This window comes from Methanomicrobiales archaeon, from assembly GCA_030019205.1.
Lineage (GTDB): Archaea > Halobacteriota > Methanomicrobia > Methanomicrobiales > JACTUA01 > JASEFH01.
In genome coordinates, this window is record JASEFH010000001.1 from 240217 (window position 1) to 256768 (window position 16552).

7 protein-coding genes and 1 tRNA gene are annotated in these 16552 nt (G+C 61.7%); 5 read left to right on the forward strand and 3 right to left on the reverse strand.

Translation table 11 applies throughout. From position 1 onward, the window contains the following. The first annotated feature begins 312 nt into the window (after positions 1-312). A complete protein-coding gene (locus QMC96_01170; protein MDI6875369.1) occupies positions 313-6813 on the forward strand; it encodes an SdrD B-like domain-containing protein in 6501 nt (2166 codons plus the stop codon). A 400-nt stretch (positions 6814-7213) separates the two neighbouring features. Here the strand turns inward: QMC96_01170 and queC are convergent, their stop codons facing one another. From queC to serA, 3 genes are all read right to left on the reverse strand, one after another. Then, positions 7214-7888 (reverse strand): 7-cyano-7-deazaguanine synthase QueC, encoded by a 675-nt coding sequence (queC, locus tag QMC96_01175; GenBank protein ID MDI6875370.1) that lies wholly within the window; start codon positions 7886-7888, stop codon positions 7214-7216. A 1201-nt stretch (positions 7889-9089) separates the two neighbouring features. Further along, positions 9090-9163, reverse strand: a tRNA-Val gene (locus tag QMC96_01180). 91 nt (positions 9164-9254) lie between these two features. Beyond that, positions 9255-10841, reverse strand: a complete 1587-nt coding sequence (gene serA, locus QMC96_01185; GenBank protein MDI6875371.1) for a phosphoglycerate dehydrogenase — start codon at positions 10839-10841, stop codon at positions 9255-9257. A gap of 831 nt (positions 10842-11672) precedes the next feature. On the opposite strand from serA, the gene ppsA reads away from it, so the two are divergent. From ppsA to dph2, 4 genes are read left to right on the forward strand one after another with little or no spacing between them, the layout of a single operon-like run. Further along, positions 11673-13943: a phosphoenolpyruvate synthase gene (ppsA, locus tag QMC96_01190; protein ID MDI6875372.1), complete on the forward strand. Its 2271-nt coding sequence runs from the start codon at positions 11673-11675 to the stop codon at positions 13941-13943. Beyond that, on the forward strand, positions 13936-15033 hold the full coding sequence (gene mfnA, locus QMC96_01195; GenBank protein ID MDI6875373.1) for a tyrosine decarboxylase MfnA: 1098 nt from the start codon (positions 13936-13938) through the stop codon (positions 15031-15033). The genes ppsA and mfnA overlap by 8 nt, the downstream gene beginning before the upstream one ends. Beyond that, positions 15026-15577: a hypoxanthine/guanine phosphoribosyltransferase gene (gene hpt, locus QMC96_01200; GenBank protein MDI6875374.1), complete on the forward strand. Its 552-nt coding sequence runs from the start codon at positions 15026-15028 to the stop codon at positions 15575-15577. Before mfnA ends, hpt begins: the two co-directional genes overlap by 8 nt. Then, positions 15555-16505, forward strand: coding sequence for a diphthamide biosynthesis enzyme Dph2 (dph2, locus tag QMC96_01205; protein MDI6875375.1), 951 nt, complete (start codon positions 15555-15557; stop codon positions 16503-16505). Before hpt ends, dph2 begins: the two co-directional genes overlap by 23 nt. The last annotated feature ends 47 nt before the right edge of the window (positions 16506-16552 follow it).

Consider the following 16552-nt stretch of genomic DNA (forward strand, 5'->3'; position numbering starts at 1 on the left):
ATGGCTGCAGAACCTCCAATGCAATTACTTTCTTTTCGAGAGCGAGCGGGATACCAAGCCCGGGATCAAAAAACAAGTTTTTTATATCATGCAGAAATTTATCAAGATACCGAAACCGTGAACAAATTTCCTTCGGATTCCTATTACAGTTGGTTTATATATTGAAATAATTTAGAAACATATTTAAGCACAATTGCGTAATAAAATCACATTAAAATACTTCTCTATCCCACCGATCCTTTCTACAGATGTCGGTTTCTGCACCGGGAAGGTCGGTGAGAGCAATGGGTGAAACATGGGTTGAGGTGTACGATGGATGCTGATGCGACTGGATCGGTCAAGGGCAGCAGTGGACGGTCGCTGCTCGCCCTGATCGCGGCAGGTATCCTTCTGACGACGTGCCTAGTGGCGCCGCTGGTGGCGGGCGCCCTGGATGTGTCGGGTTTGGATGCCAGTATCGCGATCGTGAAATACACAAATGGTAATCTGTCAGAGCAGGGGCCGGGGCCGCTTATCCCTGTAGGATCGCCCGTCAACTGGACCTACACCGTGACCAACACCGGGAATGTCACCCTGACTGGCATCCGGGTGGTCGATGACAGGGAAGGGGAGATCTGCGTTGTCGAGAGCCTCTCCCCGGGCGCGTCGTTCACCTGCAATAAGAGCGGTTCTGCGAAGCTCGGTCAGTACAAGAATGTCGGGACGGTGATGGCTACGGTCTCCGCTGAGCAGAAGAACTACATCCTCATCTCTCTCACGGAGATCGCTGCCGGTACAGTCACCGACTCCTGCACCAGCTACTACAGGGGCGTACACAGCGGACCGGCCATCGATGTCGAGAAACAGGTCTCGGTGGACGGGGGGAGCACGTTCTACGATGCGGATGATCCCTGGGGACCTGTGGTACAGCCGGGGTCCCCGGTCCAGTGGCGTTTTCTGGTAAACAACACCGGCGAGTTCCTCCTCCAGAATGTTACGGTGGTGGATACAGATGCTGATCTGAACATCACGTGCCCGGAGTCGAAGCTCTGGAAGTTCGGGCCCGGCGAAGACATGGTCTGTTTCGCGAACGGGACGGCGGTTAAAGGCCCGCACAAGAACGTTGTCAATGCATCGGGCAGTCACGGGAATATATGGGTCTATGCCGAGGATCCCGCCCACTACTTCGGCACATACAGTCCGGAGCCGTCCATCGCTGACCTGATCGTCACCAAGTCTGCCAACGTCTCGACCGTGTACGAAGGGGACCCCGTCGAGTGGACGATTCTCGTAACGAACAGCGGTTCCGATACGGCGACCAACATCAGCGTGGAGGATGACATCGCACTTCTCACGAACTATACCCTTCTTGACGCCACGCCGGAGTTCACCTCCGGCACCGTCTGGAGCCTCCCCTCCCTGGAGCCTAATAGTAGCACCATTTTCAGATTGGTCACCGCATTCGATACCGTCGGAACCCGAACGAATGCGGTGACAGTCATGTCCGATGCCTGGGACCTCAATACCTCGGACAACTCTGCGACGGCGCAAATTCAAGTGATCGAGAGGGTGGCAGGGCTGACCGCCGTGGAGATCGAGAAGGCGACGGAATGGGGCGGGCAGTTCGGCGATGGCCTGATCGTCCCCGTCGGCGAATCCATCCGATGGAACTACACGGTGACCAATACCGGCAATACGGTCCTGAAGGATATATCGGTAACCGACGACCGCTCGATCACCGTGAGTTGCCCACAAACCTGCCTTGCGCCCGGCGAGACGATGCACTGCACCGCCAGCGGCACCGCTACGGCAGGATACTATGAGAACACCGGTACCGTCACGGCGCACGCCGATGGCGTCTGCGGCGCCATCACCGATCAGGATGCCAGCCACTACTACGGCTGGATGCCGGGAACTGCGCTCGTCCAGGGGACGGCGTTCGACGATACCGATGGGGACGGCATCCTGGACGACGGCGAGGAGGGCATCCCGGGAGTCGAGGTGACCTACCGGAACGCCAGCGGATCATCGGTGCAGACAACGGACGCCGACGGGCGGTATGTGTTCGTCAACCTTCTCCCCGGCGAAGCCTTCGAGGTCTCGGCATCCCTCCCCGCCGGATACTTCCGGACCACGCCCGGCAGCACCTTCAGCACTACGTCGGCCGAAGGGCAGGTGATCGACTTCGGATACGCGACTGCTGATTCGAACTATGCCGTGGTCTTCGGTACGGTCTTTGAGGATGCCGATCACGACGGCGAGCGGGACCTGGGCGAAAGCGGGCTCTCCAGCGTTGTGGTGAACCTCACCGATAGCAGTGAGGTGGCGAGTGCCCTGACCGACGGGTACGGGCGGTACACGCTTCGCACCTGCGCGAATGGGACGTACGCCGTCCATGAGGCCAATCCCCCCGGCTACGTCAGCACAACGCCGGATACCGTGAGCGTGAACCTCGTCGTCGGGACATCCGGACCGAGCCCCGTCGACTTCGGGGACTTTTCCGGTGCAAAGATCACGGGCAAGGTCTTCAACGACACGAACCTGAACGGGATCGACGACGGAGAGCCCGGCCTTGCCGGTGCCGTCGTATCGGGAGGCGGTGATGCCAGCACGACGGAATCTGACGGCCTCTTCACGCTGTACGTATCCGCATCCGGCGAGATGACCGTAACCGAGACGAATCCCGCGGGGTATGTATCGACCAATGCAATCCCCGGTGCCGGGGCGTTGAAATGGGATAACGACAACCTGAATATCACCATCGCTGCTCCAGGGACGGAGTATGGCGGGAACCTCTTCGGGGATGCGGCAGCTGCTGGCGTCGCTCTCATCTGCGGAACGGTCTTTGACGATGCCAACGGCAACGGCGTTCAGGATCCCGGAGAGTCGGGACTGGCCGGAGCGACGGTGACGCTGAATGGACAAGATCCGCGGACCACCGGTCCCGGCGGAACCTTCGCCTTCGCCGTCCAGGATACCGGGATATATATCGTTGAAGAGGAGAATCCGACAGGATATCGCTCCACGACACCGGATACCATCCATGTGAACGTAAGTGCGCTCGGACAGAGCCATTACATCGGTTTTGGGGATACGTGTGCCACCTCCTTCAGTTCCGTTATCGGGATCGTCTTTGACGACGGGAATCTCAACGGCGTGATGGATCTGGATGAAACAGGCATTCCTGACGTCGTCATCTCTCTCTCGGACGGACGGGAGACGAAGACGGGCGTGTATGGGCAGTACTCCTTCGCGATTGATCGAATAGGGAGCGTCACCGTAGCAGAGGAGGATCCGGCGGGATACATCTCCACCACGCCGAATACCGTCGATGTGCATATCGGAGCCCTTGGGGAGAAGTACCCCGTCTGCTTTGGCGATGCCCTGCAGGCGAGCATCGTCACGATCACGGGCCAGGTCGTGAACGACACCAACGGCAACGGGCGGAAGGACGACGGCGAGGCGGGGCTTGCGGGTGCGACCGTCGCCCTCTCATCCGGCATGTCGCAGACGACGGGTTCGGACGGCTGCTTCCAGCTCTACGGGCCTCCCGGCGCCGTGATCACCGTCACCGAGACCAACCCGCAGGGATACCGCTCCACGAACGCCATCCCAGGTGGATCGGGTGATAAGATCGGCAACGACACCGTGCGGGTGGCAGCTCTGGAAGCAGGCGCCCGGTCAGAAGGCACGTTATTCCTCGACACCCTCGAAGGTGGGGAGGACCTCGGCATCGACGTGGAGAAGAACGTCCTGGTGAACCAGTCCGGATCCTGGGTGAGATACGAGGGCGAGGTGGATGCCGCCAATTCGAGCGTGCAGATCCCCGTCCTCCAGAGCGGGACGCCGTTCAGGTGGGAGATTCGGGTGAAGAACACCGGCACGGTGCCCGTGGACCTCACCTGGTATGACATCAATAACGACGAAACGCCTCGCAACCTGAGCGACGAGTGCCCCGGCCTGCCGGCATCGCTCGATGTCGGAGGGGAGTATACCTGCACCATCGATGACACCGCACAGGCCTTGGCAGAGTATACCATTGGGGATTACATATCTTCGCGTTCTTCGCTCCAGACAAACCAGGTCTTTGTGGATGCCTCGTACGGCTACTGGCACACATTCGACGAGGACAGCGCCGCGTATCTCGGCGTGGAAAACCCCTTCGGAGTGAAGAAGCTGGTTTGTGGAGTGGAAAACGGTTCTCCTGGCCTCTTCGATGCGAATGCTCCCCCCGGTCCCACCGTGTACACGTCGATACCGACGCCGGTCTGGGTGGTGCTCGTCTGGAACTTCTACAACGAACCTGCAAACCTCACCTGGACCGACGTGCAGAACGGGATAGCGGTGAATATGAGCGATGAGGAGATGTTCTACGGTGAGGTCCCGAAAACGATCGATGCCTGCAACTTCTCGCTCTTCGGGTTCGGTGAACCGAATCTGGGCCTGAACTACAACAACGTGACGGTCGCGGCAACCTACGATACTCTTCCGCCAGCAACCGCGAGCGATATTGCGTACTATACAGGCATCACCGAGCACGACGAATCCGGCGTTGTGGAGGTTCTGGTGTTCGAAGATGAGAACGGCAACACGGCATGGGACGAAGCGGCTGAACCGGGCATACCGGGAGTCACGGTCCGTCTGTACGACTCGAGCGGTCCTGTGACGACGGCATACACCGACGCCGAAGGGAGGACTGCGTTCCGGGGTCTCGCGCCCGGAGCATACACGGTCGTCGAGACGGACCCCGCCGGCTATGCGAGCACGACGGCGAACATCCGCCATGTGTCGGTGCGTGCAGGGGAGACGCTCGAGGTAAGGTTCGGCGATCGGCTTCTGCCGTCAAACAGTATCGGCGGTACCGTCTTCCACGACCTGGACGGCAGCGCCGACTGGAACGATGACGAGCCCGGGATCGGCGGTGTGACCGTTAGCATCTCCCGGACCGAATGGTCGGGGAGGCAGACCACGACGGACGAGTACGGCCAGTTCACATTCGACGACCTGGGGTCGGGATCGTATGTGGTGATCGAGACCGATCTCCCCGGCTACGCGAGCACCACGCCGAATATCCAGACTGCGATCATCTATGAGGGCAGCGTCGCGGTCTACTTCGGCGACCGCTACGTTGGACCGGAACCCCCGGACACGGCGACGATTCTCGCAACCGTCTTTGATGACCTGAATAACAACACTATCTGGGACGATGGCGAGCCGGGCATCGGCGGCGTGAGGGTGAACGCCACCAACGGGAGCGTCACGCTCCAGTGCACCACCAATGCCCTGGGCCAGTGCCCGTTCCTCGACCTTGCTCCGGATACGTACACCCTGATGGAGACCGATCCCGAGGGTTACGTGAGCATCACGCCGAACATCCTGACGGTCACCGTGGCAGCAGACGATGTGCGGCAGGTATACTTCGGAGACCTGTACGTCGAGCCCGAACCCCCGCAGGCCGCGGCGATCTGGGCAACGGTCTTCGACGATCGCGACGCGAACGGGCTATGGAACGATAACGAGCCCGGCATCAGCGGGATTCAGATCCATCTGGAGAACGCCAGCGGCACAGTCTCACAGCAGTCCACCGGCGAGTTCGGGCACACGGCGTTCATGGGACTGGCGCCCGGGATGTACGGCGTGATCGAGACCGATCCGGCGAACTACGTCAGCACCACGCCGAATACCGTGAACGTCAGCGTGGAGGCGGCGGAGATCGTGCAGGTGTTCTTCGGAGACAGGGAGCAGAAGGTCGTGCCGCCCACGCCCGAACCCACACCGAAGCCCCGGCCGGGGCCCTACTACGGCTCTCGGGCATTCGGCTCCGGCGGCCATCGGTGCGACTTCATCGAGAACGGAACGCTCTCACCATCGGCGGAAGGCATCGTTCCCCGGGAGATCACCATCTGCGCCGTGGATGGCATCGGCGAGCTGATCGTCGGCAGAGGGACGCTGGCCCTGGCCGCCGGTGCCAGCCCGCTCCCGTATGCGGTCATCAAACCCCTGCAGGCCCTCCCATCCGGGAGCGGACCCGGGTATGCCGCCACGGGCTTCGCCTACGATCTGGCCCCGCTGGACGCCACGTTCCAGCCTCCGGCCACGCTCCGCATGGAGTTTACACCGGAGGAGTGGGCCGTCCTCGAGGGCAGATCCCTCGTCCTCCGCCGGTGGGACGGTGCAGCAGGAGTGTGGGCAGACATGCCTGCGGATATCGACACCGCCGGACGTGTGGTGACCGCCGAGGTCGGAGAGCTGGGCGTCGTCGGGCTCTTCGAGCAGGTGCCGCTGCCGCCGGTGGCCGGTGGACCCGCCGAACCGGCGCCGTCGGGAACCCCCGCTCCGGGATTCGACTGGTTCCCCTACCTGATGGCCTTCCTGCTGGCCCTGCTCGCGCTCCTGCTGGCCGTCTGGTGGAGCCGCAGGCCTGAGCGGGAGGAGGAGCTGCCGCCCCTGCCGGAGAGGCCGCTGCCCGGCGGCACGTATGCGGCGAAGCCCGTCCTCGTTGCAGGCATGGAGTCGGCCTACGGCGCCATCATAGGGGTGATCAACGATATCGAGGCGCAGCTGCAGGATCTGGAGGCGATGGTGCAGGGCCCCGCCCGCCACGTATTCACTCCGCAGGATGCGGCTGCCGTCGCGGACCGCTTCTTCTACACGGCGCAGGTTGCCGAGGAGCGGATGAAGGATCCGGACATCCGACAGTTCCTGACCGCCGAGCAGATCGAGCAGCTCAACGCCCAGTTGAGGGAGGCGGTGGCGAAGATGGTTCTGCTCTCGCAGACCTCCGAACCCCTGCGGCTGGCCGTGGACGCGAGGATCGGCGAGGCGGGACGATAGGGTCCCGCACGGCACCTCCTCCCTTCTTCTATCCGCATTCTTGCAATCCCATGCCGTGCTGGGGCACTACGGTGCAGTTCATCCCGCACTGCAGACGGGTCTAGAAAATCGCTCTGTTATGCGCTCTGTCGAAGCGACCAAGGGTGCGTTCAAGCATACAGGAGGAAACCCGCGGGTTCTCATAGAAGCCTTCCGGCGTGTTGCACCTGTCCCATCGATGGCTGGATCCTAGTCTCCCCGCGGCCTTTATCAGGCCCGCCCGCCCCCTCGGTGAGAAAGGACTCGTGCGATAGGCCTGTACGATTCCGGGAATTCGGAACCATCGCTATCGCACGAGAGCGTGGGGGAATCTCGCCCCTTCCCGGAGCATACCGGAAATCCGTCGGTATCTTCTCGATGACTATCTCGACGGAGCCCTATTCTGCGCGCACTCGAGGGGATCTTTCATACCGGCCCGCTCGAACGCGCTCCGCCGTGCGAGGCAAGACGCGCACCGCCCGCACGGCCGATCTTCTCCCGAGTAGCAGGACCACGTGAGCGAGTAGTCGACGCCGAGAGTCTGCCCGATCCGCAGGATGTCGAGTTTGTCCTGCTGCAGGTAGGGTGCCCGCAGCGTGATGGGATAGTGGTCGCAGGCCTCCAGGGCCTTCTTCATGGCATCGATGACGGCCGGGCTGCAGTCCGGGGAGAGGGCGGCGTCCTCCCTGTTTACAGCGGTGAAGAGAGTCCGCACGCCCCAGGCGAGGCAGTAGGAGGCCGCGACGGAGATGAAGATCATGTTCCGGTTGGGAACGATCACCGACCGCCCGAGATCGTCCTCCGGGATCCCCTCCGGGATGGGTATCTCGGGATCGGTGAGGGCGCACCCCCGCGCCATCTCCCCGAGCGCGGGGAAGTGGATGACGATATGCTGGATCTCCAGTTTCCGAACGAGCGCCTTGGCGAACTCGAGTTCTTTGATGGATTTCTGACCGTACGTGAAGGTGATGGCCACGGGGCGGAGCCCCATGTGGATCACCTCGTAGAGGAGCGTGGTGGAGTCCATACCTCCCGAGAAGAGAACGGCAGCTTTCATGGGAATCGTTTTGTCTCCAGGGGGATGGTTGAATCGGATAGATCTCGCAATCACTCCAGAATTCGGCAGCGGGCTCATATCAATGTGGAAACGAGCCGGTCATTTCAGGTTTCTGCCGGGCACGTATGTGGGAAAACCCGGGGCTGTTACCGTGCCTTCGGCGTGCACTCCGGTTCGCCGCGGAAAGCCGGCGTGATCCGTTATCTCCAACCATCTCGATTGTTCGCGTGTCTTTTATGCACCGTGCCTGTACGTAGTGGGGGAGGAGATCCTAAAAAGTACACTCCGGCGCGACCTCAACCCTTCTTCTAGAGGGGTGTATGGAGCATCTTCGAGCACCAGACCGATAGGGAGCGCGCTATGCTACGACTCGAAGAGGCATGCGAAGTTCCCTCCGATTCTCCGGAGGATAAACAGTCCATGAACCCGCACGCATGGCTATCTTGGCATCCCTCATCTGGGCGGAAGATGATGACTTGTGCTGTATCAAGGTGCGTATCGTTTTGTCCCGGGCAACCACCCCTCGCACGTGCGACGGGATGGGAGCGCCAAACAATTGAGGAAGGTATAACGGGGGAGACCCTGAAACACAACTGCCAACCCAACGAGAGATGGGTGCGACCCCGATGGGGCATAATGGAACAGAAGTACAATTCTTGGGAGACTTCGGTGGAGGACAGCCCCCTGGATGTACGGTGTAAAGGACATAGAGGTCTCCCTAAAACTATTTTCAGCCTGATAAATGCGAGTAAAAAGCATGGCCATCGATCATCTGCTCGACTCTGCAGAATGTTGGGATGTCCGCAGTATTACGACCCGCAGAGCAATGGTATGATATGGCCTATGAGAGCGGCGAACGGATAAATAATCGGTAACATCAATTCTCGATCCCTCGATCCGTGATTCCTTCGATCACAAATAATCTCATGCACAGGTGTGCCGGGATCGCACCAGAGGGTTGGCCCTCTGCCCCAGAAATGATGGATAGCCGGATAGCCGCACCAATTGATACATTTCCCGAAAGTGTGCGAACCTGTAGAAGGGAGAAGATATCCATTGTTAAAAGGAGAACAATATTCGCAGAATTCGCAGAAACGGAAGTGGTATGCGTTCACGCTGTCGGATGGGACGCAAGAATTTCTTATGAATCAGGCGGTCGGTACATCTAGACTCATCAATCGTGACGGTCTCCCGATCGGAATGGGCTCGCTGAGATTCGAACTCAGGACCTCCGCCATGTCAAGGCGACGTCATAACCGGCTAGACCACGAGCCCGTCTGAGATTGCAGCCTTAAATATTAGGTTACTGGATCATAAAATGGTTTTGCCATCCTCCCGAGAAGGGTGAGGACAGGGCGGGGTTGGATCAGATCTTCGCAAACTTCGCCGAGAAGATCCCCTCCTTGCTGCGGATCTGTTCCATCACCTCGGGCGGGACCGGCGAATCCACGTTCAGGACCATGATCGCCTCCTCGCCGGGCTTGATCCGCCCCACCTGCATGCCGGCGATATTGATTTTGTTTGCGCCCAGGATCGTGGACGCCCTGCCGATCACGCCCGGCTGGTCCAGGTGGCGCGAGACGACGACGTAGCCTTCCGGAATCATGTCCATCGTATACCCCCCGATCGCCACGATCCGGCTGCGGCCTTTCATGAAGATCGTACCGCTCATCGTCTCCTCCATCGCATCGGTCTTCACGCGGATGGTGATCAGGTTCTTGAACCCGAGGGACTCTTCCGTGACCGCCTCCTTGATGGCGATCCCGCGTTCTTTGGCAATGTACTCGGCGTTGATGATATTGGAGGGCGACTGGAGGATGGGATCCATGAGCCCCTTCAGCGCGCGCCGCGTGATATACCGGGTGTTCACCGAGGGCTGGGAGAGTTCTCCGCCGAACTCCACCTCCACGGACTGCAGTCTCCCCTCGACGATCTGGATCAGGAATCTTCCCATCTTCTCTGCAAGCTGCGCGAAGGGCTCGATCCGCTCCTGCTGCTCGGGAGGGACCATGGGGGCGTTCACGGCGTACTTCGCGGGCGCTCCCTGCAGGACGGCGATGATCTCCTTCGCCACGGTGACGGCAACATTCTGCTGCGCCTCGACGGTGCTGGCGCCCAGGTGCGGCGTCACGATCACCTGCTGGAGATCCAGCAGGGGGGACTTCAGGGGCGGTTCGTCCTCGAAGACATCGAGCGCCGCTCCTGCGACCTTGTTGCTCTTCACAGCCTCGTAGAGCGCTTTCTCGTCGATGATCCCGCCCCTGGCGCAGTTGATGATCCGCACGCCGTCCTTCATCATGGCGATCTTCTCGGCATCGATGAGGTGGTGCGTGTCCTTGGTCAGCGGGGTATGCACGGTGATGAAGTCGGAGACGCGGATCAGTTCGTCGAGCGGCATCAGCTTCACCCCGAGCTGGGCCGCACGCTCCTCGCTGATAAAGGGGTCGTAGGCGACCACCTTCATCCGCATGGCGTTCGCCCTCTGGGCGATCTCCCGCCCGATCCTTCCCAGCCCCACGATGCCGAGCGTCTTCTCGTTCAGCTCGATCCCCATGAACTTGGAGCGCTTCCATTGCCTCTGCTTCAGGGAGGCATTCGCCTGCGGAATGTTCCTGGCGAGCGCCAGCATCATCGCCATCGTATGCTCCGTGGCGGCGAGCGTGTTCCCTTCCGGTGCATTGACCACGGGGATGCCGCGGCGGGTTGCGGCCTCCACGTCGATATTGTCCACCCCGGCCCCGGCCCGCCCGATGATCCGGAGGCGGGTCCCGGCATCGATGATCCTACCAGTCACCGTGGTGCCGCTCCTGACAACCAGGGCATCGTAATCCTTTACGATCTCCGCCAGCTGCTCCTCCGTCTGATCGGTCCTGACGTCTACATCCGCCTCTTCCTGCAGGATCGCCAACCCCTCATCAGCCAGCGGGTCGCAGACCAGAACTTTGTACCTCAAAGTCAAAACCCCATAATCATTCTGCTCCTCACCTAATCAGGCTTTTTACTCATGCAGACCCACCGACGCAGTGAGGGCTCCTGCGGTACTCCCGCTGCCCGGATTTGCCGCATCGCCCCTCACGGGCGCGGAGGAAGCCGGTTTCTGATGGAGCGCCGCAGAAGATCTAGTCTGCGATGATCCGGGAGGGAACCGATCGCAAGAACCGCACACGCTTCCCTGCCACGCGGAGGAGATCCCGTGCCGCCTTCCGCGACCCCGAACGGAAGAGAGATGCCGGCCACCCCTTCCGGTGCGGTCCCTCGCCCGCAGTTCTCCGCGGTGGATCCGGTCGCCGATCTCACCCGACCTCTGCAGCACGCGATCCGTGTCTGACAGCCCCCTTCGCAGTGCTGCCATGGGGATGCCGCAGGGAGAACGGGAGAAGTGCCTGCCCGGCACCGCAGGGCGATCCGCGGGAGCGGGCGCACTGGGCGCTGCAGGCAGCCGCAACGCGGCAGGAAACCGCAGCCGGAACTGCCGGAACCCTCCGAATCGGGGCAAGACGCCCCGCCCTGACCCCATCCGCCGGATGGCATGGCCCCTTCTGCCGCCCTTCGGTGGCGGCGCGGACGGCGACCGATGCCCGCACAGGCGCCCCTTCCAGGGACCAGCGCCGTTTCTTCCCTCAAACTGCGCTTCGGGAGCATGACATTCATATAGCATTGGGGATATAGAATACGTCGAGATAGCGCAATGCTCGATGGATGGGACGATTGGACCGCCGGAGCCGCGCCCGATCGCTCTCACGAACAAATCATTAAAGCGTATGGGATGGCAAAGGGTTTTCACATGAGGGCTTTTCCGGATATCCTCTGGCTCGAGGATATAAAAAAGGAAGATATCCCCGCGGTAGGGGGCAAAGGTGCATCCCTCGGGGAGATGGCCTCCATCGATCTTCCGGTGCCGAAGGCGTTCGTGATCACGGCGTCCGCCTTCCGGAACTTTCTGGTCGAGACAGGCATCGAAGAGCGGCTCTTTCTGGAGCTGGACAACCTCGATGTGGAGGACAGCGCCGCGCTCGAGAAGGCCTCGGAGGAGGCGAAGGATCTCATCCACAGCGTCGGGATTCCCCAGAAACTGCAGCAGGAGATCCTGAAAGCGTATAAGAAACTCGGGAAGAACGCCGTGGTGGCGGTACGGTCGAGCGCTACGGCGGAAGATCTCCCCGGCGCCAGTTTCGCCGGCCAGCAGGAGACCTACCTGAACGTCGTCGGGGACGAGGAACTCCTGAAGGCTGTCCAGAAGTGCTGGGCCTCCCTCTACGGCGGGCGCGCCATCTACTACCGCGCCCGGCAGGGATTCGATGATCGGAGCGTAAACATCGCCGTCGTCGTACAGGAGCTGGTGAACTCGGAGAAGTCCGGGGTGATGTTCACCTCGCATCCCATCACCGGAGAGCCCCTGACCATCATCGAGGGGTCCTGGGGTCTGGGGGAGGCGGTGGTCTCCGGGACGGTCTCACCGGACAAGTACGTCTTCGACCAGAGGACCCAGCGCGTCGTGGATCGGCTGATCGCAGATAAAACGGTCGAAATCGTCCCGGATGGCAGGAAGGGGACGAAGATCGTGGACGTCCCCGCAGATCGCAGGAATGTGCCGGTGCTCTCAGAGGACGAGATCGCACGGCTCGCCATGTACGGCAAGATCGCCGAGGATCACTACGGAGTGCCGCAGGACGTCGAGTGGAGCATCGTCGGGGATACGATCTACATCCTCCAGTCCCGCCCGATCACGACTATCCGCGGCGAGACTGCGGTCACGGTGGGACGGGAGTCCTCATCGGGGAAGATCCTGGTCGAGGGACAGGGAGCGTCTCCGGGAATCGGCAGCGGCAGTGTCGTCATCGTGCAGGATGCCCGGGACTCGGGAAAGGTGAAGGAGGGGGATATCCTGGTTGCCCGCATGACCAACCCGGATATGGTCCCTGCCATGCGGAAAGTGGCGGCAATCGTCACGGATGAGGGGGGGATGACCTGTCACGCGGCGATCGTCTCGCGGGAGCTGGGGACTCCGGCGGTCGTCGGCACCCGAACTGCGACGTCCGCCCTCGCTCCGGGCCAGATCGTGACGGTGGATGGAGAGAAGGGCCTGGTGTACGAGGGGCTGCTGGAGAGCGCCCGGGAGAAGCCTGCAGAGGTGCAAACCGCTGTCGCGTCCGCGCCGATCATCACGGCAACGCTCGTCAAGGTGAACGTATCTCTCCCCGAAGCGGCGAAGAGGGCTGCTGCCACCGGCGCGGATGGCGTCGGGCTCCTCCGGATCGAGCACCTCATCCTGGGTCTGAACAAAACACCGAGCTGGTATATCCGGCACAAGAAGGAGGAGGAGTTCATCGGGGAGCTTTACAAAGGTATCAAGATCGTGCTGGACGCATTCGCGGGGAAGCCTGTATGGGTCCGCACCCTGGATGCGCCGACCGACGAGTTCCGGAACATGCTGGGCGGGGAGGACGAGCCCCATGAACACAATCCCATGCTCGGCTGGAGGGGGATCCGCCGGGATATCCGCACCAAAGACCAGTTCCGCCTCCAGGTGGAGGCGTTCAAACGCCTCTGGAAGGAGGGCTACTCCAATCTGGGGATCATGTTCCCCATGGTGAGCCATCCCGACGAGTTCGTGCGGGCACGGGAGTACATGCGTGAGTTCGGTGTCGATACGGATACGGCGACGCTCGGGATCATGGTCGAGATTCCGAGCTGCGCCATCCTGATCGAGGAGTTCATCAAGGCCGGCATCGACTTCGCATCCTTTGGCACGAACGATCTGATCCAGTATACGCTCGCGATCGACCGCAACAACGAGAACGTGGCGGACATGTACAACCCCAAGCATCCCGCCGTGCTGACCCTGATCCACGACGCCATCCAGACCTGCCGCAAGTACGGGGTGGAGTGCTCCATCTGCGGGCAGGCCGGCTCGGATCCAGAGATGGCGCAGTGGCTGGTGGAGCACGGCATCACCAGCATATCCGCCAACATCGATGCCATCCCGAAGATCCGGGAGCGGGTCGCCCGAACCGAGAGGCGCATCATCCTGGACAGTGCGAGACGGAATGCATAAGAAAGGCTGTTCGGAGGAGGAGATCCTCTCTTTTCTCGCATGCAGAAGGGGGGAGGATACTCCGCTGGAGCGGATCCTCTCATCCATGTGCACCCGCCCGCACCCGATCGCCGTGAAGGCGCACGACCTCTTCATGGGCGCCAACCTGGGCGACCCGGGTCTCTACCGGGGTAGCGCGGAGGTCGAACGGCTGCTGGTGGAGAGGCTTGGCTCTCTCCTCCACCACCCGGACGCCGGAGGCTATGCCACCTCGGGCGGGACCGAGTCCAACATCCAGGCGCTGCGCATCGCCAGGAAGCAGAAGAACGTGCCGCGCCCCAACGTGGTCGTTCCGGAGTCGGTGCATTTCTCCTTCGAGAAGGCGTGCGACATGCTCTGCATGGAGGTGAGGACCGTGCCCCTCACCAGGAAGTTCTGCATGAATACCGACGCCGTGCTGGAGAAGATCGACGTCAACACGGTCGCCATGGTCGGAGTTGCCGGCTCCACGGAATACGGGATGGTGGATCCGATCCGCGCGCTCTCGGAGATCGCACAGGACGAGGAGATACATCTGCACGTGGACGCCGCGTTCGGCGGACTCGTGCTCCCGTTCCTGTCCCCGCCCATCCCGTTCGATTTCGCGCTCCCCGGGGTATCGAGCATCTCGGTGGATCCCCACAAGATGGGGATGAGCACCATACCCGCCGGATGCCTGCTGGTGCGGGACGCGTCCATGCTCGAGACGCTCAACATCCGCACCCCCTACCTCTCGGTGAAGCAGGAGTATACCCTCACCGGAACCCGTCCCGGAGGGGCGGTTGCCGGAGCGCTCGCCGTACTGGACCACCTGGGCGTGGAAGGGATGCAGGCGATCGTCGAAGGCTGCATGAAGAACACCCGCCGCCTCATCGAGGGGATGGAGACGTTCGGACTTCCCGCCGTGGTGAAGCCGGATGTGAACGTGGCGACGTTCGTCTGCAACCGCGTCCCAGAGGACTGGAAGGTCTCCTGGACCCGGCGGGGGCATCTGCGGATCGTCTGCATGCCCCACGTCCACAGGGGCATCGTCGAGGCGTTCCTGAAAGATATCGGAGAGATGTATGCTTGAGAGGCTAATAGAATCCCTCGAACAGTGTCCGATGGTCCTGCGGGGAGACTACAACTACTTCATCCATCCTATCACGGATGGCGTCCCCTGCGTGGATGCCGCCCTCCTCCGCGATGTCGCCTGCGGCATGATCCGAGCGCTCGATCTGGAGGGGGTGAACCTGATCGTCGTTGCCGAGGCGATGGGAATTCATCTGGGAACCGCGCTTTCGATGATGACGGATATTCCCTTCACCATCGTTCGCAAACGAAAGTACGAGCTGCCGGGCGAGATCGCCGTTCACCAGACCACGGGATATTCGAAGGGGGAACTCTACCTGAACGGGGTCGGCGCGGGGGATCGCGTGGTGATCGTGGACGACGTGATCAGCACAGGGGGGACGCTCCGCGCACTGGTGCAGGCGGTGGAGAGATCCGGTGCCGAGCTCCAGGACATCTGCGTGGTGTTCCAGCGGGGTGCACCCGATATCGGGAGGCCCTACAAATCTCTTCTGACGATCGAGGTCCTGAAGGATCGGGTGCGTGTGCTTGATCGATACTTCTGATCTCGTCTCGCGTCTGAAGGCACGGAAGGCCCGGAGAGTGGCGCTGCAGTTCCCGGCCGGCCTGAAACGGAAGGCATTCCCGATCGCCCGGGCCCTGAAGCTGGCGGGCTTCGAGGTGATCGTGAGCGGTGATCCCTGTTACGGGGCCTGCGATCTGGCCGAAGGCGCGGCAGGGCTGGCAGATGTCCTGGTCCACTTCGGCCACGCGCCCCTCGGGAAAGGCGAAGAAGGCGTGATCTACGAGGTCTACCCCTGCGATTTCGACGTGGCGGTGCTCGAGTCCGCGATACCCCTGCTCTCCCAGGAAAGGGTGGGTCTGGTGACAACAGTCCAGCATATCCATCTTCTGGAGGCGATGGCAGCGGTCCTCGCGCGGGGCGGGATCGAGGCCGTGGTCGCCCCGGGGGGGGACCGCACACCGATGCCGGGGCAGGTGCTGGGATGTTCGTTCGAGGCAGCGCGGGCGACGGGCGCGACCGAGATTCTCTTCGTCGGAACCGGTCTCTTTCACCCGACGGGTATCCAGCTGGCCACGGGGGCGCGGGTGGTCGCCCTGGATCCCTACAGCGGCGAGGCCCGGATCGTGGATGCTTCCGGGCTCCTGCGGAAGCGGTTCGCCGTCCTGGAGAAGGCGAAGTCGGCGGAGAGCTTCGGCGTGATCCTCTCCACGAAGAGCGGACAGCAGCGGACCGAACTGGCCCGGCATCTCGCGGATCTATCGGATAAGGCGGTGATCGTGGCCATGGGGGAGGTCACGCCGGACGAACTGCTCAACCTCGGGTTCGACGCCTACGTGAACACCGCCTGCCCCCGCATCGCCTACGACGACCAGATCCGCTGGGGGGTGCCGGTCCTGAGCCCGCAGGAGTTCGAGATCCTCTGCGGAGTCCGATCGTTCGACGAGTACGAGATAGACGCGTTCTGCTGATGCAAGCCGGAAAGACGGCTGTGCTGCGGGAATATTGTCTCTTCCCG